22 protein-coding genes are annotated in these 24,864 nt (G+C 63.1%); 14 read left to right on the top strand and 8 right to left on the bottom strand.

All coding sequences use genetic code 11. The features are described 5' to 3' along the window. Positions 1–35: 35 nt before the first annotated feature. Positions 36–491 carry a YbaN family protein gene (locus F812_RS0102285; RefSeq protein WP_020084339.1) on the bottom strand — a complete coding sequence of 152 codons (456 nt, stop codon included), beginning with the start codon at positions 489–491 and terminating at the stop codon, positions 36–38. Between the two features lie 138 nt (positions 492–629). Here F812_RS0102285 and F812_RS22235 point away from each other — a divergent pair, with 138 nt between their 5' ends. The 7 genes from F812_RS22235 to F812_RS0102250 all read left to right on the top strand — a co-directional run bounded on the left by F812_RS22235 (position 630) and on the right by F812_RS0102250 (position 8,870). After that, positions 630–1,319 (top strand): Crp/Fnr family transcriptional regulator, encoded by a 690-nt coding sequence (locus F812_RS22235; protein ID WP_020084338.1) that lies wholly within the window; start codon positions 630–632, stop codon positions 1,317–1,319. 236 nt (positions 1,320–1,555) lie between these two features. After that, positions 1,556–3,829 carry a TonB-dependent receptor family protein gene (locus F812_RS0102275; protein WP_245257604.1) on the top strand — a complete coding sequence of 758 codons (2,274 nt, stop codon included), beginning with the start codon at positions 1,556–1,558 and terminating at the stop codon, positions 3,827–3,829. Continuing rightward, the gene (locus tag F812_RS0102270) at positions 3,829–4,866 is read left to right on the top strand and encodes an ABC transporter substrate-binding protein (RefSeq protein WP_051113738.1); all 1,038 of its coding nucleotides are present in this window, start codon (positions 3,829–3,831) and stop codon (positions 4,864–4,866) included. The genes F812_RS0102275 and F812_RS0102270 overlap by 1 nt, the downstream gene beginning before the upstream one ends. A 7-nt stretch (positions 4,867–4,873) precedes the next feature. Further along, entirely contained in the window at positions 4,874–5,686 is an 813-nt protein-coding gene (locus tag F812_RS0102265; protein ID WP_020084335.1) for an ABC transporter permease, read from the top strand. Next, on the top strand, positions 5,683–6,432 hold the full coding sequence (locus F812_RS0102260; RefSeq protein WP_020084334.1) for an ABC transporter ATP-binding protein: 750 nt from the start codon (positions 5,683–5,685) through the stop codon (positions 6,430–6,432). The genes F812_RS0102265 and F812_RS0102260 overlap by 4 nt, the downstream gene beginning before the upstream one ends. Further along, the gene (locus F812_RS0102255) at positions 6,429–7,655 is read left to right on the top strand and encodes an NnrS family protein (protein WP_020084333.1); all 1,227 of its coding nucleotides are present in this window, start codon (positions 6,429–6,431) and stop codon (positions 7,653–7,655) included. The genes F812_RS0102260 and F812_RS0102255 overlap by 4 nt, the downstream gene beginning before the upstream one ends. Before the next feature lie 9 nt (positions 7,656–7,664). Continuing rightward, on the top strand, positions 7,665–8,870 hold the full coding sequence (locus tag F812_RS0102250; protein ID WP_020084332.1) for an NnrS family protein: 1,206 nt from the start codon (positions 7,665–7,667) through the stop codon (positions 8,868–8,870). A 69-nt stretch (positions 8,871–8,939) separates the two neighbouring features. Here the strand turns inward: F812_RS0102250 and F812_RS22230 are convergent, their stop codons facing one another. The 3 genes from F812_RS22230 to F812_RS0102235 all read right to left on the bottom strand — a co-directional run bounded on the left by F812_RS22230 (position 8,940) and on the right by F812_RS0102235 (position 11,452). Further along, the gene (locus tag F812_RS22230) at positions 8,940–9,476 is read right to left on the bottom strand and encodes a DUF2478 domain-containing protein (RefSeq protein ID WP_020084331.1); all 537 of its coding nucleotides are present in this window, start codon (positions 9,474–9,476) and stop codon (positions 8,940–8,942) included. A gap of 212 nt (positions 9,477–9,688) precedes the next feature. After that, positions 9,689–10,081 (bottom strand): Rid family hydrolase, encoded by a 393-nt coding sequence (locus F812_RS0102240; RefSeq protein ID WP_020084330.1) that lies wholly within the window; start codon positions 10,079–10,081, stop codon positions 9,689–9,691. Positions 10,082–10,102: 21 nt separating this feature from the next. Beyond that, complete coding sequence (locus F812_RS0102235; RefSeq protein ID WP_020084329.1) at positions 10,103–11,452, bottom strand: NAD(P)/FAD-dependent oxidoreductase; 1,350 nt, start codon at positions 11,450–11,452, stop codon at positions 10,103–10,105. Positions 11,453–11,616: 164 nt separating this feature from the next. On the opposite strand from F812_RS0102235, the gene glnT reads away from it, so the two are divergent. The 4 genes from glnT to F812_RS0102215 all read left to right on the top strand — a co-directional run bounded on the left by glnT (position 11,617) and on the right by F812_RS0102215 (position 16,069). Then, positions 11,617–13,011, top strand: coding sequence for a type III glutamate--ammonia ligase (gene glnT / locus F812_RS0102230; protein ID WP_020084328.1), 1,395 nt, complete (start codon positions 11,617–11,619; stop codon positions 13,009–13,011). A gap of 135 nt (positions 13,012–13,146) precedes the next feature. Next, positions 13,147–14,046 carry a class II glutamine amidotransferase gene (locus F812_RS0102225; RefSeq protein ID WP_020084327.1) on the top strand — a complete coding sequence of 300 codons (900 nt, stop codon included), beginning with the start codon at positions 13,147–13,149 and terminating at the stop codon, positions 14,044–14,046. Beyond that, positions 14,046–14,735, top strand: coding sequence for a GltB/FmdC/FwdC-like GXGXG domain-containing protein (locus F812_RS0102220; protein ID WP_020084326.1), 690 nt, complete (start codon positions 14,046–14,048; stop codon positions 14,733–14,735). The genes F812_RS0102225 and F812_RS0102220 overlap by 1 nt, the downstream gene beginning before the upstream one ends. Next, positions 14,735–16,069 carry an FMN-binding glutamate synthase family protein gene (locus tag F812_RS0102215; RefSeq protein ID WP_020084325.1) on the top strand — a complete coding sequence of 445 codons (1,335 nt, stop codon included), beginning with the start codon at positions 14,735–14,737 and terminating at the stop codon, positions 16,067–16,069. Before F812_RS0102220 ends, F812_RS0102215 begins: the two co-directional genes overlap by 1 nt. Before the next feature lie 87 nt (positions 16,070–16,156). On the opposite strand, the gene F812_RS0102210 is transcribed toward F812_RS0102215, so the two are convergent. Beyond that, on the bottom strand, positions 16,157–16,825 hold the full coding sequence (locus F812_RS0102210) for a helix-turn-helix domain-containing protein (RefSeq protein WP_020084324.1): 669 nt from the start codon (positions 16,823–16,825) through the stop codon (positions 16,157–16,159). 259 nt (positions 16,826–17,084) lie between these two features. On the opposite strand from F812_RS0102210, the gene F812_RS0102205 reads away from it, so the two are divergent. Then, positions 17,085–18,839 carry a trimethylamine N-oxide permease gene (locus F812_RS0102205; RefSeq protein WP_020084323.1) on the top strand — a complete coding sequence of 585 codons (1,755 nt, stop codon included), beginning with the start codon at positions 17,085–17,087 and terminating at the stop codon, positions 18,837–18,839. Positions 18,840–18,899: 60 nt separating this feature from the next. On the opposite strand, the gene pdxR is transcribed toward F812_RS0102205, so the two are convergent. Further along, positions 18,900–20,369 carry a MocR-like pyridoxine biosynthesis transcription factor PdxR gene (pdxR, locus tag F812_RS0102200; protein WP_051113737.1) on the bottom strand — a complete coding sequence of 490 codons (1,470 nt, stop codon included), beginning with the start codon at positions 20,367–20,369 and terminating at the stop codon, positions 18,900–18,902. A 560-nt stretch (positions 20,370–20,929) separates the two neighbouring features. Between pdxR and F812_RS0102195 the strand changes: the two genes are divergently transcribed. After that, entirely contained in the window at positions 20,930–22,747 is a 1,818-nt protein-coding gene (locus F812_RS0102195; RefSeq protein ID WP_020084321.1) for a methanol/ethanol family PQQ-dependent dehydrogenase, read from the top strand. 94 nt (positions 22,748–22,841) lie between these two features. After that, positions 22,842–23,561 carry an MOSC domain-containing protein gene (locus tag F812_RS0102190; RefSeq protein ID WP_020665346.1) on the top strand — a complete coding sequence of 240 codons (720 nt, stop codon included), beginning with the start codon at positions 22,842–22,844 and terminating at the stop codon, positions 23,559–23,561. Positions 23,562–23,576: 15 nt separating this feature from the next. Here F812_RS0102190 and F812_RS0102185 read toward each other — a convergent pair whose 3' ends face one another. Continuing rightward, entirely contained in the window at positions 23,577–24,062 is a 486-nt protein-coding gene (locus F812_RS0102185; RefSeq protein ID WP_020084319.1) for a hypothetical protein, read from the bottom strand. A gap of 160 nt (positions 24,063–24,222) precedes the next feature. Next, positions 24,223–24,810, bottom strand: a complete 588-nt coding sequence (locus F812_RS0102180) for a TetR/AcrR family transcriptional regulator (RefSeq protein WP_020084318.1) — start codon at positions 24,808–24,810, stop codon at positions 24,223–24,225. Positions 24,811–24,864 lie beyond the last annotated feature (54 nt).

Below are 24,864 nucleotides of genomic sequence, written 5' to 3'. Positions count from 1 at the left end.
AACGGGGCATACCGGCGCCAGACGGGGGAAAGGCCCTATCGGTCGGTCGGAATCCAGATCATCGCGATGGTGCCCGCTGTTGCCGCGGCAGCAACAATGCCGATGAGCAGCGGCTTCGAAAAGTCCGACGCCACAGCCGTGAACAAAACGGATCCCCACGCGACCGCAACGGCAGTGAATTTGATCTCGCGCCGGATCGCCCGCCGCTCCTCGAAGCGCCGCGCTTCCGCCATGGCCTCCCTGAGCAACGGCACCCGGTCGAGCCATCCGAGCAATCTCTCGCTCGAGCGTGCGAACGCCCAAAGCGCGACCAGCAGGAAGGGAGTTGTCGGCAGGCCAGGCAGGATCGCACCGGCAATGGCGAGCAGCGTTGCAATGCCGCCGACAGCGATATAGGCCAACCTTTGCACGCGATGCCCAATCTCCCGGTCAGTGGCATAGTGAATTGAGTTGCAGATCCGGATCATATCGGTCTTGCGTGCCGTACGCATCGGGCATCGGCTTGATCTGAATCAATAATCACGACCGCCATAATATAGAATAAAATTGTGGTGCTGAGCGAGATCCCTCAAGGCTGCAGACCGAAACCGCCCTACGGCGCCCGTGAAGCCGCCACAAAAGGAGCCGCCATGGCGAGCGACAGTCATGATCTTGAAATGTTGCGGGGCGCCCTGTTTCTGTCAGGGCTGTCCGAGAGCGACTTCAAGAAATTCGCTGCCGAGACACCCATCGTAACACTCTCCGCGGGCGAAATCCTGTTTCACCAGGGCGACGTGGCGACGGCCTTCTATTTCGTCCTGGACGGATGGGCAGCCCTGTTCCGCGAAGGCTCGGACGGCGAGCGGACGGCGATCCATCTCATCGGCCCGGGTGAATCGTTCGCCGAGGCCGTGCTCGCCCGCGAAGCCCACTATCCCGTCAGTGCCGAAGCCGCGACCGATCTCCGGCTCGCGAGAATAGACACGGCGCGCTTCCGCGCCCTCATCCTGCAATCACCCGAGCTGTCGCTGTCGATCATCGCCGCGGTCTTCGGAAAGCTTCGTCGTCTCGTTGCGCGCATTGAGCAGGATCAGGAGTGGTCACCCCAGCGCCGGGTCGCGGCCTTCCTGCATAAGATCTGCGGGGACAATGACGGCATTTGCCGCTTCGAGCTCCCCGTCGAGCAGCGCTACATCGCAGCACGCCTATCCATGACGCCGGCAACACTGTCGCGCGCGCTAAGTGAGCTTGCCGCGATCGGCGTAGAAGCGAAACGACGAAGAATTGTCGTGAGCGACGTCAGCAGACTCGCCCGCTTCGTCAACCAGGATGAGTTCTGAATATCGCACGTCCGCGTGTCGCACAGGACACACACCCTCCATGCCAAGACACCACTTGACCAAGAGCAAGTAGCTTTCGAACAAACTGGAATACGTTGGTCAAGAAACAACGCATCGGGGTCTGTAAAAAGATGTATTTTACGGGAAACTTTAGTCAGAAAGATCGCCGTCCCTCGGATGAGACGCTCCGTGCAGGGGAAATCGCTGGCCGCCAAGCAGGCGGCCTCGAAGCTGGATTGGCCCTTTGCGCCCTGCTTCTCGCGTGGCCGACCGACGCATCGAGCCAGTCGGCCGCACCGGGTGCGAGCGTCGACCTGCCCCCGGTCGTCGTTCAGGGCACCACGTCCCAGCCCGCAAAGAAATCCAAGAAAGCCGCAACCTCGGCGGCGTCTGGAGCAACGCAAGCATCCGAGGGCGTAGGTGCCGAGGCCGCTCCGGCCAGCGAAGGCTCGCCGAGCCAGGAAGCCGCGAGAACCCTGAACGCCATCCCCGGCGGCACCGCCGTCGTCACCAGCGAGGAGATCACGCCCAAGGCCAGCGCGTCGCTCTCCGAGATGCTGGCGTTCGTCCCTGGCGTCGTCGTGCAGAACTTCTTCGGCAGCAACGACCAGCCGCGCCTCCAGATCCGCGGCTCCGGCCTTCAGCAGAACCCCTCGGAGCGCGGCACCCTCGTGCTTCAGGACGGCTTGCCCATCAACCGCGCGGACGGATCCTATATCGTCGGCTTCGCAGATCCGAAGAGCGCCGAGTTCGTCGAGGTTTATCGCGGCTACACCGCCAACCGGCTCGGCGCCACGGTACTGGGCGGCGCCATCAATTTCGTTTCGCCCACAGGCATCACGGACCCCGGCGTCGAGGTCAGCGTCGAAGGCGGAAGCTTCGGTCATTTCGCCACCAGCGCACAGGCCGGCGCGCGCCAGGGTGATCTCGACGCCCACGCGAGCCTCAGCTACGCCGAGCGCGATGGCTACCGTATTCACAACGAATCCGAACGCACAAACCTGAACATCAATGCAGGCGCGCGCATCAACGAGAACATCAACACACGCCTGTTCTTCGGATACACCGACCTCGCCTTCGACGTCGTGGGTCCGCTGTCCAGCAAGCTGATGGAGCAGAACCCGAAGCAGATCTGCTCGGGCCCGCCCAACTGCCTCGGTCCGAACGTCGGCCGTGACGATCCGAGCCGTGAAGCCGAACAGTTCCGCGTCGGCTCGCGCACGACCGCGCGTTACGGCGCTAACCTGTTCGACGTCGCGTTCGGTTACACTTACACGGACGACAGCTTCACGTTCCCGATTTCCGGCGGCGTGCGCGAGACGGACGGCGGCGACTTCACAACTGTCATGCGCTACGCCTACGCGCCAGAGCCGAGCCGCGCTCTGCCCCTATTCGAGCTGACCGGCCAGTATGTCGTCGGCTCCGCCGACCGCAGCTACTTCATCAACAATCGCGGCGACAAGGATCTCCTTGTCGGCGAGAACGAGCTCGACTCGAGCACGCTTTCGATCCACGCCGGCTTCAACGTCCCCATCACGGACCGGCTGACGGTCTCGCCTGGCATCGCGTACTCCTACGCCACGCGCGACAACGACGACATCTATACCGCGACGACGCGCCCCTTCCTCGCAATCCCAAATCCCGCAGCGACGATGCGGGGCACGCGCCCCTTCAGGGACACGAGCTATGATCGCTCCTACTCCGAGTGGAGCCCGAGCCTCGCGCTCAGCTACGACATCGCTCGCGATCAATCTGTCTTCACCGCCGTGAGCCGCAGCTTCGAGCCGCCGACCCACGACGACCTGATCGCCACCGTCAACGGCAATCCGAATGCCAGCGCCGGATTTGGCGGATCGGCGCCGAACCCTCTGGCCGCCGTGTTCTCAACACCCGATCTCGATGCACAGACCGCAACTACGCTCGAAGGCGGCTGGAAGGGCAATACCAGCTCCATCGCATGGTCCGCCATTGCCTATTACTCCTGGGTCGAGGACGAGCTGCTCAACCTGCGTGACGCATCGGGCGTTTCCCTCGGCGCCGTCAACGCAGACAAGACAACCCACTTCGGCATCGAGCTGGGAGCCGCCGTCACACTCACCGCAAACCTCAGCGGCCGCGTGGCCTACACCTACCAGGACTTCCGCTTCGACGGCGACCGCAACTACGGCGACAATCGCCTGGCCGGCGCCCCGAGTCACATCGTGAACGCAGCTCTGCGCTACACGGTCATCCCGGGTCTATGGGTCGAAGCCGAGGTCAACTGGGTTCCCGACGAAACCCCGGTCGACAACGCCAACAAGCTCTACAACGAGGCTTTCACGCTGGTCGATCTCCGGTCGAGCTACGCCGTAACCGACAACCTCTCGATCTTCGGCGAGGTCTCGAACATCTTCGACGAAAGGTACGCATCCGCGACGCTGGTCGTCGACTCCGTCTCGAGCCCCAACCAGGCTGTCTTCCTGCCGGGTGACGGGCGTGCATTCGTAGCGGGAGTAAAAGCGAAGTTCTGATGTTTAGAAAACAGCACTTGGGGCGCGGTTACGCCGAGCCCACAGGCATCACGCGCAGAACCTTGATGAAAGGCGGAGCGTCGCTTGGCGGCGCTTTCGCCGTTTCTGCGCTTGTGCCATCGCCCGCATTCGCCGCGCCTCTCGACAAGCTCGAGATCTGGGGGCCGCCTGCGGGACCTTCGATCACCGTTCTGCACGCCATCGCCACGGGAAAGCTCGACGGCGTCGCACGCAAACCCACCCTGCGCGTCTGGCGCCAGGTCGACGAGGTGCGCGCGGGATTGACATCGAAAAGCTTCGACGTGGGCATCACCCCCGTCCCGGTCGCGGCCAATCTTTACAACAAGGGCCTCGGCGTGCGGCTCGTCAACGTCATGACGAACGGCATCCTCTACGTCATGTCGGCGGATCCGGACCTGACGAGCCTCGAAAAGCTCCGTGGTCGAAAGCTCGCGACGCTGTTCCCCAACGAGCTTCCGAGCCTGATCCTTGAGCGCCTGTTCCGTCTTGCAGGCGTGGACGGCAAGAAGGATCTGGAGCAGGTGCCGAGCGCCACACCGCTCGAAGCCATGCAGCTCCTGGTTCTCGGCCGCGTGGACGCCGCAATCATTCCGGAGCCCGCCGCATCGGCTGCCATCGTCAAAGGAAACCTCGCCGGCAAGGTTATCCACCGGGTCATCGACCTCCAGGCCGAATGGGGGCGCCTGACCGGAAAGCCGACCATCGTCCCCCAGGCCGGTCTCGTGGTGACAGACAGCTTCCGCGAAGCAAACGGTCCTGCTCTCCAGGCGCTTCAGGACGCCCTCGCCAAAGCCGCAGCCGACGTGGCAGCCCATCCGGCACGCGCCGCCAACAACGCAGCGGGACCGCTGCAGATGCCGTGGCCCGTAATCGAGAAGTCCATCCCCTACTGCAATCTCGTGGCCACACCGGCACGCGAGGCCCGCACGGCCGTCGAAAGCGTTCTGGAGGCCATGGCAGAGGTCAACCCCGGCTACATCGGCGGCAAGCTGCCGGATGCCGATTTCTACTTGTGAGGCCCCGATGGGACAGGTCTTGCTCGACAGGATGGGACGCCTCGGCCGCTTCTTGTGGTCGGGATGGGTGGGCGTCGCCGGTCTCGCACTGTTCTCCGCCGTCTGGCAGATAGGCCACGAAGCCTATGGCGATTTCATTCTCCCTTCTCCCATCGCCACCTTCCACGCCACGGCAGAGCTATTGCGCGCGGAGGAAACATGGCGGCTGGCTCGAGCCACCTCCACCCGCGCCATCCAGGGCTTCGCGCTGACCGCCTTTCTCGGCGGCGTGCTCGGACTCGCGGTCGGGTACTCCGCCGCGGCCATGCGCCTGGCGCGTCCCCTCCTCACCATCATCATGGGCGTGCCGCCGATCGCCTGGATCGTGCTCGCCATGATCTGGTTCGGATCGACCAGCGGAACGGTTCTGACGACGATCGTCGTCGCAGGCTTCCCTCTCGTTTTCGCCAACGTCGCCGAAGCCGTGGCGACGCGCGACCGCGCGTTGGAGGAGATGGCCAAGGCCTTCGGCGCCGGCCCGCTGCAAAGGCTATGGACGGTCGTGATGCGCCATGTGGCAGGCCAGTATTTTCCGGCATTGGCCGTCGCCCTCGGATCGGCCTTCAAAGTGGCGGTCATGGCCGAGCTTCTTGCCAACATCGACGGCATCGGCGTCGCGCTCGCCATGTCGCGCTCCAATCTCGATGTCGCTCAGTCGATCGCCTGGGTGGTGGTGATCGTCACCGCGATTTTCATGGTGGAGTACGGCGTGGTGCAGCCCATCCGCGCCGAGCTCGAGCGCTGGCGTGAAGCCGCTCGCCCATGGGGGGTCAAGAGATGACAGCCCTTGCGCTCGAAGGCGTCTCCCACGCCTATTTCGGCCGGACCGTTCTGGACCGGGTCAAGCTCGACGTACGCGACGGAGAGATCGTCTCGCTCGTCGGTCCTTCCGGTTGCGGCAAGAGCACGCTTGTCCACATCGCCGCCGGGCTCATCGAGCCCCAGCGAGGCCGCGTCGCCAATGGCTACCGCCGTCACGGCATGATCTTTCAGGAGCACCGCCTCCTGCCGTGGGCCACGGCTGAGGACAACATCGCTTATCCGCTTCGCCTCGCAGGCGTGCGCTGCAACGCGCGCCGTGCGCGAGCCAGGGCGGCCGCCGACCTCGTGCACCTCGATCGCCGGGATCTCGAGAAGTACCCGGTCGAGTTGTCGGGCGGCATGCGCCAGCGGGCGGCCATCGCTCGCGCGCTTGTCGTGGAGCCGGACTTCGTGTTCTTTGATGAACCGTTCACCGCACTCGATGTCGCGCTGAAACGCCAGATGCAGGATCTCGTGATCGCCGCGGCGCGCCAGGCGCGTTTCGCGGGCCTCTTCGTGACCCACGATCTCGCGGAAGCCGTGCGCGTATCCGACCGGATCGTTGTGCTGGACGAGCGCGTTCGCGGCATCGCCGGAGAACGCTTCCTGTCCCGGCCTCAGGGAGAGCGTGACGACGCCTTCGTGTTCGCGACCGTGCAGGCCTTCTTGAACGAAGATCCTCTCTTCGCCCATATCCACGATACCAACGAGCGGCGGGCATCATGAGCACGTCTCAGTCGGCGCGATTCGAGTCTCTGTCCGGGACTCTCGATGTTCTCAGCGACGAGGGGTTTCGCCTCTTCTTTCCGCTAGCCGCCCTTCACGCCGCGCTATGGCCTTTTCTATGGGCGGTGATCTACGGTTTCAATCTGCCGCTCGCGACCGAGATCCCCCCTGGCCTTTGGCACGTCCACGAGCTGATCATTGGATCGTTCGGTGCCGCGCTCATCGGCTTCATCACCACCGCCGTTCCGGAGTGGACCGACACGCCGCGGCTTCGCGGGCGCGCACTGTTCGTGTTTGCAGGTCTCTGGGGCTTTCCCCGCATCGCCGGCCTTGTCGGCCTGGAATCCCTCGGTCCCATCGCCGCTGTTTGCGATCTCGCCTGGCTCGCGCTCCTCGTCGCCTATCTCGTGCAGATCTCGCTCAGGAAACAGTCCACGCGCTTGATCGGCTTCGTGTTCTGGATCGCGTCCCTGTTTCTCGCCGAGGCCGTCACCCGCTACGCGTTCCTCGACATCGCGAACCGCATGGAGCTTGCCCAGCGCGCAAGCCACCTCGCCGGGTTCATTTTCCTCGGCATTCTCGGGATCGCGCTGGCGCGCATCACCGTGCCGGTGACCAATCTTGTGCTCGATCCCACCCAGGAGACCTCGCCGTTCCGCCCGCACCCCGGCCGCATGAACCTCGCACCCGGGCTCGTCGCCGTACTGATAGGCGCGGAAGTCCTCGGTCTATCCCAACAGACCACGGGTTATCTGTTCATTGCCGCTGGCGCCGCCTTCATGGACCGCGTGGCCGAAGCCTTCATCGGCAAGGAAATCGTGCGGGCCGAGATCCTGGCGCTCGCAGGCTCGAGCGCATTTGCCGGCATCGGCCTGATCCTGATTGGCGCAACCCACCTGGGAGCCCCGATCCCGGAGCGTGCCGGGCTGCACGTCGCCCTGATGGGCGGGCTGGGCCTCGGCGTCCTCACCGTATTCGCGATTGCCGGGCTGAGGCACACGGGACAGGCGCTCGGCCTTGTCCGCCAGACCAGGGCCGCAATGCTTTTCCTGGTGGCAGCCATGGTCGTGCGGGTTCTTCCCGAGATCTGGCCAACGGACTTGCTCTCGTCCCCGCCCTATGCGCTTGTGTCGCTACTCTGGGCCGCAGCCTTCTTGCTTTGGGTTAAGGTCTACTGGCCGTTCATACGCGATCGTAGCACCTTCCAACACGACGGCTGTTGAGGCGCTCCCGTGACCACCACCCATCTCATCCGGCAGAAAAACCCGCCCGCAATCCTTAGTCTCGGATTCCGGCCGTTCTTTCTCTTGGGCTCCATCTATGCCGCGGTCTTGATCGCGCTCTGGGTGCCGTGGTTCCTGGGCCTCATCTCCGTGCCGAGCGCTTTCCCGCCCACCGCCTGGCACGCCCACGAGTTGCTGTTCGGCTTCGTACCCGCCATCGTCGCGGGCTTCCTGCTGACGGCGGTACCGAACTGGACCGGACGAGCACCCGTGAGGGGGCTGTCACTCGGCGCCCTCGTGCTGCTCTGGCTCACGGGCCGCATCGCCCTCGCGCTGTCCGCACACCTTGATCCGTTGCTCACGGCAGCACTCTGCGTATCGTTCCCCCTCGCGCTGGCGGCTATCATAGGGCGCGAGATCGTTGCAGCAAAGAACTGGCGCAACCTCAAGATCGTCGGTGCCCTGATCGGCCTCGCCGGAGCCGACGCCCTGTTTCACTACGAGGTCTTCGAGTTCGGCCGACTGAAGCATGCGCAGACGCTGGCCGTCGCCGTGGCGCTTCTGCTTGTGATGACCATCGCCGGGCGCATCATCCCGTTCTTCACCACCAACTGGCTGAAGCAGAACCGGCCTGGGGCCCTGCCGCAACTCTTTGGCCGCTACGACATGGCTGCCATGGTGCTCAGCGGAGCCGCGCTCCTCGGCTGGGCCTGCCTTCCAGTTTTGGAAAGCCTGACCGCTCAGGCTCGTCCGATCGTGGGCTCGGCCATGATTGCGGCCGCAGCCGCGAATTTCTACCGCCAAAGCCGCTGGACACCGCTCCGTACCTTCGCCGAGCCGCTGCTCGCCATTCTTCACGTGGCGTACGTTTTCGTGGGCCTCGGCTTCTTGCTGTCCGGCCTTGGCGTTCTGAACGACAACTTCGAGTTTGCGTCCGCCGGCCTCCACGCGTGGACCACGGGCGCCATCGGCACCATGATCATCGCGGTGATGACGCGCGTTTCGAGAGGCCACAGCGGCCGAAAGCTCACCGCACCCGCAAGCACGGTCGTGCTCTATGCCACGGCGCTTATTGCAACCTGCGCCCGCATCGGCGCGGCGCTCCACCCGGAATTGACGTCCATCCTGCTTCCGGTCTCGGGCGCCGCCTGGATCCTGGCCTTCGGCGGCTTTGCCGCGCTCTACGGCCCCATGCTCATGAAGCAAAGGCTGTAATCGCGCGAACCACCTTCCGTTCGCACAGCACAGTTTACATCGATGACCGAATAAGGATTGCAGCCCGGCTCAGGATGCAGCCGCGCGCTCTGCGGCCGATTCCGACATCGCCGCCGCACACCACCCCAGTATGTCCTCGCGGCGCTGCGGGAGGAAAACCAGGTCGTCTCCAACGAAATCGCGCCACGCCTCGAAATGGACGCGCTTCAAGCCGACCAGCACCGGCACCTGAAGGAAAACCGCACTTTCGATCAACGGCCGGAAGCCGTTCCCATCCGACTCCCGCTTCCCGAACCGGTTGATGATAACGAGCTCTGTTGCGGGATCGAGCGACGACGCCGCAAGACCGACGGAATCCTCGAGCGCGTTCGCGTCCAGCCGGCATCCCGGCTCCGGCGGAGCCCGATCGTCAGACGTCTTGATGCACTGCCCGGTGGCGAGGTCCTCGAGCGTCATCTCGCAACGGTTGGGGCGCGGCGCAGACTTGGACTGCACGGCGCCTGCGAGCTTCACGCCCGCATGACGGAATTGGTAGGCCACATCGGTGAGCAAGGCATCCGTCAGCTCGCCTTGATCGCCTTCGTAAAGAATCGCCGCGACATTCATGGATGAGCCCAACGCGTTTTTTCCGTTCGATCGACTGCAGCCTTCGCCCGATCAAGCCGACAATCAGCCTAGCTTGAAATGAAGCCGAGCGCCGCCCGAACGGCATTGATTTGCGTTAAGTCAGCCTAACAGACCGGAAGCGGCTGACACATCCCCAATGTCGTCCCGAGAAAATAGCGGGAGAGAGCACGAGGCTCCCTCCCGCCTCCGCATCAACCGATCTTGGCGTAAGCTTCGATTTCGACCTTCTGCCAGGGGCGCAGCATGGACGTTACCTGAACAAGGGTGCTGGCCGGACGCACGGCATCGAAGGACTCGAGATGTCCCTTGGCGACGGCGTCGGCGTCGTTGATGTCCCGAACGTAGACGACGGTTCTCACCACATCCTTGAAGCTCGCGCCCGCGTCCTCGAGCGCCTTGCCGACGATGGCGAGCGCCGCCCGTGTCTGCGTGTAGGCATCGCTCTTCTCATGGCCCACTGGCGCGCAGGTGCCCGAGACGTGCACGTCGTTGCCGATCCGCACCGCGCGCGAATAGCCGAACACGCCTTCGTAAGCTCCCCCCGAGGAGACGTTCACGCGCTTGGCCTTGCTGGCAGTCGTCATCTTTTCCTTCCTTTCGCTTGTTTATAGTTTGGTCGCATCGCGGAGCCGGTACCAGGTCTCGACGACCGGCACGACGCGCTTCGCAATTGGGTGAGCCGGGTAGCTCGGGAACACGAGATCGTCGAACGCGGTCCGCCCGGACGTATCTCCGATGAGCTGAAGCGCGATCTTGTGCCCGAAATAGGTGGCGCGCGAGACGCCGGTCCCGCAGTAGCCGATGGCGTAGTGAACGCCCTTGGACGTGCGGCCGAGATGCGGGACCTCGTCGTAGGTGTAGCCGATGAGGCCATCCCACGCGTGCGTGATGGGCACGTCCGCGAGCGCCGGAAAAACCCGCAGCATGTCGCGCGCGAGGTGGCCGAACGCCAGCGGCGACGTGTCGGAGGCGAGACGTCCCACGCGCCCGCCCCAGATCACGCGGCGCTCTCCCGGAGCCGCCCGGAAATAGTAGAAGACGCGGTTGGTGTTTCCGTAGACGCGATTCTTCGGCATCAGCGGCGCGAAGATCGCCTCTGGAATCTTATCCGTCGCAATCAGGCCGGAGCCGATCGGAACGATCCGCCGTCCAAGCTCCGGCAGAAGGTTGTCCGTATAGCCGTTGGTGGCGATGATGACGTTGCGGCAGCTCACTTCGCCGCGCGCGGTGCGCACATCGAACCCGCCTGCGCGCGATGAGATGTCCTCAACCCCGGCATTGCCGATGACGAAGCCCCCTGCCTCCTCGATCCGCTGCGCGAGCCCCGCGTGATAAAGCCCGGGATGAAGGGACGCGTCAGCCGGCAGCACAGAGCCGCCATGGAAAACGTCCGATCCGATCTCTGCGTGCTGCTCCGAGCGCGGCACCATGAAACTCTCGACGCCGGCCAGCTTCCGCAGATCCTCCATGTCACGCGCCATGGCATCGTAGTGCTCAGGCTGGATAGCCGCGCGAAAGCGGCCGCACCGCTGGAAATGACACGCAATCTGCTCCGTCGTGACCAGGTGCTCTATGTAGTCGAGCATCTCCACGCCTTCACGAAGCATCGCTTCGGCTTTCCTTCGCCCGCGCAACTGAATGAGCCGCTTGACCCGGAACTTCTGATTGCCGCTGCCGATCTGTCCGCCATTCCGCGTGCTAGCACCGAACCCGGGATCGTTGCGCTCGAGCACGGCCACGGAGCGCCCGTTGCGCAGAAGCGTAAGCGCCGCTGAAAGTCCGGTGAAGCCGGATCCCACCACCACGACATCGACGGTCGCGGGAAGTGCGCGATCCGATTTTCGCCGCGGTGCCGCCTCCCACCAGTAGGGACGATAGAGAAGCCCGGCAGACGACGTGACGCGCCCCTCTGCGAGGCTGGATACGGTTGGACCAGTAGGCTCTTCGCTCGTCATCGAGCACGTTCCTTTTTGATCGGAAATTCAGCCAATTCGAAAAATCATGGCTTTCACTGCATACAAAGAAGTTGCACCTCATGCAAGTTTGTTGTACGCCATGATCAGCGAGCATGCAGACAAAGTCGACCGCTCAAAGACAAGCTCGCATTGGGAGGAATGCCATGTCGATGGCACATTGGAACTGGCGTAATTCGCCAGGGCAACTTGTTGCACCGCAAGATCTCGATATTCAGAAAGCCAAGCTGTTTCTCGCCCAGCATCAGGTCCGTTACGTACTGGCTCAGTTCGTGGACATCTATGGTGTCGCGAAGAGCAAGGCCGTTCCCGTCGACCACCTCGAAGACATCGTCACCGATGGCGTGGGCTTCGCGGGCGGCGGCGTGTTCGGCATGAGGCTCGCGCCTCACGAGCCCGAGTACATGGTGATCGGCGACCTCTCGACGATGACGCTTACGCCCTGGGCGCCCGGCTATGCCCGCATGATGGGAACGGGCACCGTGTGCGGCAAGCCCCATCCCATCGACACCCGCAACATCCTGAAGACGCAGATCGCGCGCCTTTCCGAGCGCGGCTGGACCCTGAACACCGGCATCGAGCCTGAGTTCAGCCTGTTCGAGCGCACGACGGACGGCTCGATCGTTCCGTTCGATTCGACGGACGTCCTCCAGAAGCCCGCCTACGACTATCGCGGCCTCTCCCGCGTCCGCGTCTTCCTGGAGCGCGTCACGGAAAGCCTGCAGGCGCTCGGAATCGACGTCTACCAGATCGACCACGAGGACGGAAACGGCCAGTACGAGATCAACTTCAAGTACGCCGACGCACTTACATCGGCCGATCAGATCATTCTGTTCAAGATGGCCGCGGCCGAGATCGCTCATGAGCTTGGCGCCATCTGCTCCTTCATGCCGAAGCCGAAGAGCTCCACCACCGGCAACGGCATGCATATCCACGCCTCGATCGCCGATGCAGCCGGACGCAACCTGTTCCACGATGCATCCGACAAGAACGGCATGGGCCTGTCGCAGCTTGCCTACCACTTCCTGGCGGGCATCCTGAAGCACGCAGCCGCTCTCACGGCCCTGCTTGCGCCAAGCGTGAACTCCTACAAGAGACTCGTCATCGGCCGCACGGCGTCTGGCACGACCTGGGCTCCGGTCTTCGTCGCCTATGGCGACAACAACCGCACGGCAATGGTCCGCGTTCCTTACGGACGCATCGAGCTCAGAACCGGCGACTCGGGCATGAACCCCTACCTCGCGCAGGCCGCCATGATCGCGGCCGGCCTCGACGGCGTGGACCGCAAGCTCGATCCCGGCCCGCCGCACAACGTCAATTTCTATGCGCTCTCGCCGCAGGAAATTGCCGCAAGAAACATCGACATCCTTCCCCAGTCTCTCAGCGAAGCCGTCGAGGCTCTGAACAAGAGCGAGCTCTTCCGCAAGACGCTGGGAACCGAGTTCATCGACGAGTTCGTATCGCTGAAACGCGACGAATGGACCGACTACCACCGCCACGTCTCCGATTGGGAAGTGAAGCGCTACCTGAGCTTCTTCTAGGACGCGTGCTCTCGGCCGGCCGCAGGCCCGGCTGAGAAAAATTACAACAGCAGAACGCAGGGCGGCGCCGGTCTTCGGCGACGAAGGGCCGGTGCGCGCCCTGCGCAACACCAAACCTGAAGGAATGAACCTCCCATGTGTGGAATTGCTGGGCTCTTCATAAAAGACCCGAAGCTCGAGCCAGAGCTCGGCGCGCTTCTCGCAAAAATGACCTCGACGCTGTGCAGCCGCGGCCCCGACTCGGCGGGATTCGCGATCTACAGCCGGGGCAAGGGCGATCTCTCCAAACTCACCATCGCCGGTCCCTCCACGAGCTTCGACATCGCGGGCGTCGCTGAAAAGCTCGCCACCTTCATCGGCAACGGCGCGAAAAGCGCGGTCCGGTACTCTCATGCCGTAGTCTCGCTGCGGCCGGAGGACGTGGCTAAGGCGGAGGAATGGCTCACGGCCAACCACCCCGACGTCACTGTGATGAGCGAGGGCACGAGCCTCGAGATCTATAAAGAGGTGGGCTATCCGGACGACGTGGCGAAGGCCTTCGGCATCGCCGGCATGGCGGGCAGCCACGGCATTTCCCACACGCGTATGGCCACGGAATCGGCCGTCACCACCAACGGCGCGCATCCTTTCTCGACCGGCGCCGATCAGTGCCTCGTGCACAATGGGTCGCTCTCGAACCATGCTTCCCTCCGCCGCGAGCTCAAGCGTGAAGGCATCCGGATCAAGACCGAGAACGACAGCGAGGTGGCGGCCGGCTACCTCACCAAGCAGATGCAGGCGGGCCAAACCCTCGGCGAGGCGCTGAAATCCAGCCTCGACGACCTCGACGGCTTCTTCACGTTCGTGGTCGGCACCGAGCAGGGCTTCGGCGTGCTGCGCGATCCCATCGCGTGCAAGCCTGCCGTCATGGCGGAGACCGACCGCTATGTGGCGTTCGCCTCCGAATACAAGAGCCTCACCTGCCTCCCCGGAATTGAGAAAGCCAAGGTCTGGGAGCCGAAACCCGCCACCGTCTACTTCTGGGAGCACAACTGATGCCGAGCATCGATCTGTCGAAGACATCCGTTCGAGAGCTGAATGCCGCGCTCCACAAGCTGAAGGCGGACACCAACGAAACGCTCTGGACGGTCACCAACCCTAACGGAGAGCACTCGATCGCCGCAGGCGTCGACGCCCCTGTCACCATCAATGTGCAGGGCAGCGTCGGTTATTTCTGTGGCGGCATGAACAAGCACGCCAATATCGTCATCGACGGCAGCGCCGGCCAGGGCGTTGGCGAGAACATGATGTCCGGCCGCATACACGTGAAGGGCGACGCGAGCCAGAGCGCTGGCGCCACCGGACGCGGCGGTCTGCTGATCGTGGACGGAAACGCCTCAGCCCGCTGCGGCATCTCCATGAAGGGCATCGACATCGTGGTGAAGGGCGGCATCGGCCACCTCTCCGCCTTCATGGGCCAGAACGGGCGTCTCGTCGTATTCGGCGAGGCGGGAGAAGCTCTCGGAGACTCGATCTACGAGGCCCGTCTCTATGTGCGCGGCCCTGTCGCTGGGCTCGGAGCCGACTGCATCGAGAAACCGCTGCGCGACACGCACAAGGCCGAGCTGATGGAGCTGCTCACGGAAGCGGGAGAGGCTCACAAGATCGATATCGCCGAGTTCCGCCGCTACGGCTCGGCGCGCAAACTTTACAACTTCAACATCGACAACGCCGGAGCCTACTGATGACCAGCCACGAACGGAACTGGATGCCGACCACTCCGCGCAAGTCGGCCACCTTCGACGACTACTCGCTCTCCGAGATCCGCCGCGCCGCCGCTACCGGCATCTACGACATCCGCGGCGGCGGCTCGAAGCGCCGCCTGCCGAACTTCGACGACTTGGTGATGCTCGGCGCCTCCATGTCGCGATATCCCCTCGAAGGCTATCGTGAGAAATGCGGAACCGACGTGGTTCTCGGCACGCGCTTCGCCAAGAAGCCGATCCACCTCAAGATCCCCGTCACCATCGCAGGCATGAGCTTCGGCTCGCTTTCGGCCAATGCCAAGGAAGCCCTCGGACGCGGCGCCTCCCTCGCTGGCACCTCCACGACCACGGGCGACGGCGGCATGACGCCGGAAGAGCGCGGCCAGTCCACCACGCTGGTCTACCAGTATCTGCCGTCGCGCTACGGCATGAACCCGGACGACCTGCGCAAGGCGGACGCCATCGAGATCGTGATCGGCCAGGGCGCCAAGCCCGGCGGCGGCGGCATGCTGCTCGGCCAGAAGATCTCCGACCGCGTGGCCGAGATGCGCCAGCTTCCGAAGGGTATCGACCAGCGCTCGGCCTGCCGCCATCCCGATTGGACCGGTGCCGACGATCTCGAGATCAAGATCAACGAGCTGCGTGAGATCACAGACTGGGAGAAGCCGATCTACCTCAAGGTCGGCGCGAGCCGCCCCTACTTCGACGTCGCGCTGGCCGTTAAATCCGGTGCGGACGTCGTTGTGCTCGACGGCATGCAGGGCGGAACGGCGGCGACGCAGGAGGTGTTCATCGAGCACGTCGGCATTCCGCTGCTCTCCGCAATCCGCCCCGCCGTGCAGGCCCTCCAGGACCTCGGCATGCATCGCAAGGTGCAGCTCATCGTCTCGGGCGGCATTCGCAATGGCGCGGATGTGGCGAAGGCGCTCGCGCTTGGCGCCGATGCAGTGGCTGTCGGCACGGCAGCGCTCGTGGCCCTCGGCGACAACGACCCAAAATGGGAGAAGGAGTACGCGCAGATCGGCTCCGCCCCGGGTTGCTACGACGATTGGCACGAGGGACGCGACCCCGCAGGCATCACCACCCAGACGCCCGAGCTCTACAAGCGCCTGGACCCCGTCATCGCTGGCCGCAGGCTCGCCAACTACCTCAAGGTCTTGACGCTGGAGGCCCAGACGCTGGCGCGTGCCTGCGGCAAAAACCATCTCCACAACCTGGAGCCGGAGGACTTGGCGGCACTCACCATCGAGGCAGCAGCCATGGCCCGCGTTCCGCTGGCAGGCACCACTTGGATCCCCGGGGCTACGGCTTGAGCTGTGCAGCAGCTCTCAGGCCATTTCCCCCAACTGCCGGGAGTGAAAACTCCCGGCATTTTTTTCCGGAAGCGCGTGAAGCGCCTCTCATTCTTCGCCATAGATGATGATGGAGATGAACTTCGCCCGCTCGTCGAGCAGCTTCTCCGGGCCATGCACCACGTCTCCCGAGAAGGTGAAGGCATCTCCCGGCTCGAGCAGATACGTGTACTCGCCGAACCGGTACTCCACCCGCCCTTGCAGCATGTAGATGAACTCGGTGCCGGGATGGGCAAAGCGCGGATAGGACTGGCTCTTCTTGTCCATCTCGATGAAGAAGGGATCGAACAGCTTCTTCGGCCCCTTGTCGTAGGAGAGAAGCTTGTAAGTGTAGCCGTACTTCGTACCGACCCGCACGACTTCCATCTGCTCGCTGCGCTTGACGAGCTGCGCCGTGCCCTCTTTCCTATCGGTCTGCTTGAACAGATCCGAAAGCCCGATGCCGAGTGCGTGACACAGCCGCTCGAGAGAATCGAGACTCGCCGTCGCCATTCCATTCTCGATCCGGCTCAGCATGGCGCTGGACATGCCCGCCCCCGTGCTGAGATCGGCAAGCGTGAGGTTCGCAGCCAGCCGAAGCTGCTTGAATACCTCTCCGATGCGCTTTTCCAACGGCACGTTCGCCGTGTCGTGCTGCGCGTCCGCCTTCGCAGCCGGCTGGCCTTCCGCAAGTTTGTGACGTCGCGAAGGAGCCCGCCGGACTTTGGTTTTTGCCATGTCGTGCCTTGCCTGAGATGAGTCAAACGTACTGCAAACGCACGAACTTTGCCGCGCGAAGCAGGGGGCTGCTCCCATAATGCAGCGTTGCTCCGGATTGGCAACCGATGCTGCAGCGCACAGTCCAGTTACCTGACGGGCAATAAATTTGCATACAGGGTATGCAAATTTATTGCATCAGAGGCAACTCTGCGGCAGTATGCCTCGCACTAACACTTCATCAATAACTCCTCCTGAAGGGGAGCATAGGGAGCGATTCATGCAGGACGTGGCGAACAAAAAGCCGGAGGCAAACACTGCTTTTGCCGGCGATGAATTCGGCGGGTTGCACCGAACAATTGACTGGAAGGGTGCGTTTTGGATTGCGAGCGGTGTGCCCGCGCTCGTTCTGATTTCAATCGGCGGCATGGGGGCGACGGCCGGCAAGCTCGCCTTCCTCGTCTGGACGATCTCCGTGGTGATGGGCTTCCTCCAAGCCTACAGCTACGCCGAGATCGCAGGCCTCTTCAAAAACAAGTCGGGCGGCGCCGCCGTCTACGGCTCGGCTGCATGGCTGCGCTATAGCAAGCTCATCGCGCCGCTGTCGGTCTGGTGCAATTGGTATGCATGGACGCCGGTGCTATCGCTCGGCTGTGCCATCGCCGCCGGCTACATCCTCAACGCCATCGCGCCCATCCCCGTGTTCGGCGCGGACTCGCCTGAGGTTCTCGCCTGGCTCAAGAACGCAGCCAATGCCGCCGCCATCGACGGCAAATCCGCCGAGGAAGCTGCAAAGCTCGCCATCGCGGCCGTGACGGAAGCGGCAACACCCGCTCTTCGCACGATGACGCTTGCGAGCTTCTCGTTCTTCGGCCTTGCCAACATCGAGATCGGCCCGACCTTCTTCATCGGCGCGGCGCTGATGCTGATCACCTTCGCCATTCAGCATCGCGGCGTGCTCGGCACCGCGCGCGTTCAGATGGCGATCGGCCTTCTCGTCGTCATCCCGATGCTCATCGTCGGCATCGTTCCCTACTTCAACGGCGGCGTGAACTACCAGAACTATACGCCGCTCGTGCCTCCGAACGGCGAGTGGAACAACGGCGGCTGGACGTTCTTCCTCGGCGCTCTGTTCATCGCCGGCTGGTCCACCTACGCCTTCGAGACGGCCGTCTGCTACACGCGCGAGTTCAAGAATCCGGCTTCCGATACCAAGAAGTCGATCATCGCCGCTGGTCTTCTCTGCGTCCTGCTCTACACGCTGGTTGCTGCATCCTTTCAGGGATACCTCGGCCTCGAGGGCATGACGCAGCCCGGTATCGTGGACGGCACCGGCGTTGCGGCTGCCATGGGCCACATGGTCGGCGGTGGCTCGCAGATCATCACCCATCTTCTGGAGATGATGATGATCCTCGCGCTCATCCTCGCGATCCAGATGGCGATGGCCGGCTCCTCCCGCACGCTCTATCAGGGCGGCGTCGATGGCTGGCTGCCGAAGTACCTCGCCCACACCAACGAGCACGGCGCCCCCACGCGCGCCATGTGGACCGATCTCATCTTCAACCTCGGTCTTCTCACCTTCGCGGCTTCGGACGCGACGGCGTACTACCTGATCCTCTCCATCTCGAACGTCGGCTACATGATCTTCATCTTCCTGAACCTTCAGGCGACGTGGATCCACCGCATCGACAGCCCCAACATTCCCCGCCCCTACCGGGCACCGAACTGGCTGATCGCCGTCAACGCAGGACTCGGCTTCTTCAACCTGTTCCTCATGGGCGTTGGCGCCAAGGTCTGGGGCAATCCCAACGCGCTTTGGTACGGTTTGGCGTTCGGATTGCTGATCATACCCGTCTTCCTGTTCCGTCACTACGTGCAGGACAAGGGACGCTTCCCCGATCACATGCTGATCGACCTGGATCTCAAGAGCCAGGATCTCGGCGAGAGACGTGCGGGCATCCTGCCCTACCTGGCACTCGCCGCGGGCGCTGCCATCGTCCTCTTCGGCCACTACTACTTCCAGCTCCCGTCTTGAGCCTGAGACGGAGCACCTAGCGGACTGGCCGGGTCATCTCATGACCCGGCCATTTTTGTATCAGGAGAGCGCTTCCGCGAGCTTCGCGATGCCGGCCTCGATCTCCCGCTCGCTGAGCGAGGAGAACCCGAGCACGAGATAACGGTCTCCCTCCGGCACTGGCCCGAAATTGATGGCCGCTCCAGAGGCCAGCGTGTAGACGCCCACACCCGCCGCGAGCCCGATCTCCTCGACCTCCTTGGCCGAAGGCAAATGAGAGGGCAACCGCCACGCCAGATGCATGCCTGCTTCGTCGCCGATGATCTCGCTCTCGTTGAAATGCCGGCGTAGCGAGGAGACGAGCGCGTTCCGCCGCGCGAGATAGAGGTTGCGGATGCGCCGGACATGCCGTTCGAACCCGCCGCCGGTCATAAAATCGGCAAGCGCAGCCTGCTCGAGCCACGGCTGCCCGTTGTTCATGAGCGTTTTGACCTGACGCGCGCGTGAAATAAGATCGTTCGGCACCACCACGTATCCAAGACGGAGCCCCGCGCCGAGGCACTTGGAGAACGTGCCGAGATAAATGACACGATCCGCGCGATCGAGCCCCTTTAGAGCCGCGATCGGCGCCCCGTGAAACCGGAAATCGCTGTCGTAGTCGTCCTCGACGATATAGGAGCCGGTCTGCGCCGCCCATGCCAGCAACTCGAGCCGCCGCTCGAGCGACAGCGTAACGCCGAGCGGATACTGATGCGAGGGCGTCACGTAGGCGATCGCATTCCGGATGTTTGGCAGCTGGCTGCAATCGAGCCCGCGATGATCGATCCGGACAGGCACGAGCTTCGCGCCGAAGCTCTCGAACAGAAACGCAGCACCCTGGTAGCAGGGCGACTCGACAACCGCCGTGCTGCCAGGCTCCAGGATCATCCGGCTCACGAGATTGAGACCATCCTGGCTTCCGCCCACGATCAGGATCTGGTCCGGGCTCGCGACAATGCTCCGCGCCGGCCGCAGCCGGTCGGCGATCGCGCGACGCAGGTCGATCAGCCCCGCGACGTCCCGGTACTCGGTGAGCGCCGACCCTGCCGACTGAAGCCGCCGGTGGACGAGTGTCGCCCACGCCTTGCGCGGAAACGAGTTCGGATCGGGCCGGCCGACCCAGAAGTCGGCCGTCAGCTTGCGCCGATGAGGATTGACGAGCATCTGCGCGCGAAACTCGCGCTGCATCACCTTCGACGGGCGGCGCACTTTTCGCGAGACGGAGCGCGCTTCGCCATGCGTAGCCGTATAGAGAACATCCTCAGGAATCTGCAAAGACACGAACGTCCCGCGCGTTTTGCGGGATTCGATATAACCTTCCGCCATTAAACGCTCGTAGGTGAGACTGATCGTGTTTCGAGAAACACCAAGTTGCTCGCTCAAAATACGCGTAGCAGGCAGCGGCTCTCCAGGACGAAGCCTCCCTTCCAAAATCATCCCGCGTACCTGCTCAAAAATCTGGATTTGCAGGCTGATTTCGCCCTCACGCTGAAGTCTGAGCGGCAATGTCACGGCTGGAAAGCTCCCCGGCAGATCGCAGAACCGAGTTCCGCATTGGCACCATAGTAGTGCGAGTGGCCATCAATTCCATAGAGCCACGCCTCACGCAGCGGGTAGAGCCACCGCGCCTTGCCTGCGCCGTAAGAACAGCACAGATCCCGGGATAATGCCCTGTACAGAAACATTTATTCTCGGTTTGATCGGTCTTTTGCCCAGACGATAACGCTCCGCCTTCAAACTTGTTGGCGACACTCCGGAGAGGCCACGGGCAAGGAGAGATGGCACCAGCAGTCGTTTTCTCCCTGGCCCTAGGTGAGAGCCAAGCCGCGAGCCTATGGTTGCCACGCCACGGCACAATGGGTGGGAACACTTGGCAGAAGCCGCGAAATCATCGTCCGGTCATTTCCGAATTAAATTCGGGAACGGCGGAGCGAGAAACAGGAAATGAAGCGGAAATAAGAAAATTGCCGCTTCCAGCAGGATTCGCGGATTTCAAAAGAAAATAGTCGCCCACACCCAAGCGCCCGTGACCAGGACAAGAAAATCCTGAGAAACGTCTAGGAGGAAACATCATGTCCAGATCAGTCGGCGCCGCGGCGCTGCTGTTGACGACCGCCTTGGCCATGCCAGCCATCGCCAACGACGATGTGTTGAAGCAGAGCAAGGATCCCAACCAGTGGGCCCTGCAAACGGGTGACTACGCAAATCACCGCTTTTCCACCCTCGATCAGATCAACACGCGCAACGTCGGCGATCTGAAGGTCGCCTGGAGCTTCTCGACGGGCGTGTTGCGCGGTCACGAGGGAACGCCGCTGGTCATCGGCAGCACGATGTACCTCCACTCGCCGTTCCCGAACGTCGTCTATGCGTTGAACCTCGACGACGAGAACAAGATCATCTGGAAGTACTCTCCGAAGCAGGATCCCTCGGTCATCGGCGTGATGTGCTGCGACACCGTCAACCGCGGGCTCGCCTATGCTGAAGGCAAGATCTTCCTCTACCAGGCCGACACCACAGTCGTCGCACTCGACGCCAAGACCGGCCAGGAGGCTTGGAAGGTCGTGAACGGCGATCCCAAGAAGGGCGAGACCGGCGTTGCCGCACCCGTCGTCATCAAGGACAAGGTGATCGTCGGTATCTCGGGCGCGGAGTTCGGCATCCAGGGCTCGATCACGGCCTACGACATCAAGACCGGCAAGCGGGCCTGGCGCGGCTATAGCGTCGGCCCCGACGATCAGATCTTGTTCGATCCCCAGAAGACCACCTCGCTCGGCAAGCCGGTCGGCAAGGACAGCTCCCTCAAGACCTGGACTGGCGACCAGTGGAAGATCGGCGGCGGCTCGGTATGGGGATGGTTCTCCTACGATCCGGAGCTCGATCTCTTCTACTACGGTACCGCGAACCCCTCGACCTGGAACCCGGCTCAGCGCGCGGGACCCGATGGAAAGCAGATCGACCAGAAGTGGACGATGTCGATCATCGCCCGCAATCCGGACACGGGCGTCGCTGCCTGGGCCTACCAGATGACCCCGTTTGACGAGTGGGATTACGACGGCATCAACGAGATGATCCTCGTGGACCAGGAAGTCGCGGGCAAAACGCACAAGGCCCTCGTCCACTTCGATCGCAACGGCTTCGGCTACACGCTCGACCGCACCAATGGTGAGTTGCTGGTCGCCAAGCCTTACGATCCCGACCTCAACTGGTCGAGCGGCGTCGAGATGGACAAGTCCAAGCCGAATTACGGCAGACCGACTGTCGTCGCCTCGAAGTCGACGTTCCTCAACGGCGCGGACGTGAACACGAAGAACATCTGCCCAGCCGCGCTCGGCTTCAAGGATCAGCAGCCGGCTGCCTACTCGCCGGAGACGCGTCTCTTCTATGTCCCGATCAACAACGTCTGCATGGACTACGAGCCCTTCAAGGTCTCGTACACACCGGGACAGCCGTACGTCGGCGCCACGCTCTCGATGTTCCCGCCCGAAGGCAAGACCAACACGGGCCATGTGATTGCGTGGGATGCCGGCAAGGGTGAGATCGTCTACAGCCACGACGAACGCTTCTCGGTGTGGTCGGGCGTACTGGCCACTGCCGGCGGCATCTTCTGCCACGGCACGCTGGACGGCTACCTCAAGTGCCGCGACCAGAAGGACGGCAAAGAGCTGTTCAAGCACAGAAACCCGTCCGGCATCATCGGCAACGTGTTCACCTACAGCCACAAGGGCAAGCAGTACATCGGCGTGTTCTCGGGCGTTGGCGGCTGGGCCGGCATCGGCTTGGCGGCAGGTCTCGACAAGCCCACCGACGGCCTCGGCGCGGTCGGCAACTATGCGGGCCTCAAGGAGTTCACGGCTCTTGGCGGAACACTCTCCGTCTACTCGCTGCCATAGCGCTTCCTCCAACAAGGGTTAGGCCTGCGAGCAACTTGGACCGGCACCCCGCGTGCCGGTCCTTTTTGGCTTATGATGACCGTCCGAAATTGGAGTGCCGCACGTGAGCCAGACGAGAATACCCGAACTTCCCGCCGTTGCGCCCATAGTCCTCGCAGGACGCATCGCGCCCATCGATGAGCGGGAGCGGATGAGCGCCATCGCCAAAACGCCCCTCGAAAGCCCATGGCGCGTGACACGGACAGGCCTCGCTGGCGACCAGCAGGCCGATCAGAAGAACCACGGCGGCCCCGAGAAGGCGGTCCACCACTATCCCTTTGATCACTACCGAGCATGGGAGGCGCAGATCGGCGAGCATGCCCTTCTCGGCGCGCCCGGCGCATTCGGTGAGAACCTCTCGACCACCGGATGGACGGAATCGAACGTCCACATCGGCGACATCGTGCGCTTCGGATCAGCCGTGCTTCAGGTCAGCCAGGGACGGCAGCCCTGCTGGAAGCTCAACGCGCGCTTTTCACGCCGCGACATGTCGATGCTGACGCAAATGAGCGGCCGCACCGGTTGGTACTATCGCGTGATCGAGGAAGGCGAGGCAAATCCCGGAGACGAGCTAAGGCTTGTCGAGCGACTGCACGAGGCCTGGCCGCTCTCGCGGCTGATCACGCTGCTCTACCGCGACACGCGCCGTTACGACGAGCTGGCGAAAATGGCGGAGATTGCAGAGCTCGCCGCCGGATGGCGCGCGCTGGCCACACGCCGCATCGAGAAACACGCTGTCGAAGACTGGGCGCCGCGCCTCCTCGGCGAGGTTTGACTGCCCCTTTGTCTGTCAGGCCCCTGACACCCGGAACCTGCGAAGCGACGCAATCCCGAGCAGCACGAACAGAACGAGCGCCGCCCCTTGAGTTGCGGCGAATGGAGGCTCGGATTGCGTCGGGGCCAGCGCCGAAAGCGCAGGGTTCTTGAGGAACGTCTGCACGATCAGCACGAACACATTGAGATAGAGCGCGAGCGTAGCCGACACCACGTAGATCCCGCGCCACGCACCCGACAACTGAGCGACGTAACGCGCATAGACCGCAACAGCGAGCACCGCCAGCGAAATGAGCGCTACGATGTGGGAAGGCAGCAGCTGAACGAACGGAAATCCAAAGCCTGTCACGTTCGTCGCCACCGTCGCCGCAAGGAATACATGTGTCGCGCCATCAAGCCGCTCGTTCGACAAAAAGCCGCCGACGACCACAAAACCCGCGGCAATACCCACGAGACTCAGCGCAACGTGAAAAAGCGTGAACCCTTCCAGCCCGAAAATCATCTTGCCCCCAGCATAGATCTCTCGAACATTCGACAGAATGTGAGCCCTAAAAGATTATCAGCATCATGAAAATACCTGCAACCGGGGAAACCGCAATCGAAATAAGGCAAGACGGAAAACCGCAAAGGAGGAAAACAGCCGGTCCCTCACACGCAGGCCCCTAGCTCTCCAGCAGCGCCTTGCGCGTGGCGGACAGGAACTCCTCGGAGATCGCATGCCCTTCCGTCGCGCGCGCCAGCACCAGCGCTCCGACCAGCATACTGGCAGTCGTGAGCGCCTCCTCCCGCGAAGCCTTCTTTTTTCGCCGCGACAGGATCTGAGGCAGCCTGTCGATCAGCGACATCACACCCGCCGCGAACGCAGACCGGATTGGCCCTTTGCGCTCATTGCGGGCTATATCCCCGCAGAGCGCGGCAATCGGACAGCCTTCCGCCCGCTCGTCCCGGTGGCTGAGCCGCGTGTAGCGCTTGATGAATGCTGCCCGCAGCCCCTCGGCGTCGGAGCCATGACGCGCAATGAGATCGTCATAGTACTTGCGCTTCGCTTCGAACGCCTCGTCGCACGCTGCGACGACCAGCGCTTCCTTGGACTGGAAATGACCATAGAACGCGCCGTGCGTAAGCCCGGCCTCCGCCATGAGAGACGGAACGCTGACCCCATCGATGCCATGCTGCGGAAAAAGCCGCGACGCCGCGCGGATGACGTCGATCCGGTGCTGATCCGCCTGCTTGCGGGAAACGCGGGGCATGCTTCCTCTCCTCTTATTTTTGGGCCGCGATCATCGCCGCCGAATAGCACACGC

Source organism: Hyphomicrobium zavarzinii ATCC 27496, from assembly GCF_000383415.1.
Taxonomy (GTDB): Bacteria; Pseudomonadota; Alphaproteobacteria; order Rhizobiales; family Hyphomicrobiaceae; genus Hyphomicrobium_C; species Hyphomicrobium_C zavarzinii.
This window is presented reverse-complemented; position numbering and strand designations above follow the sequence as displayed.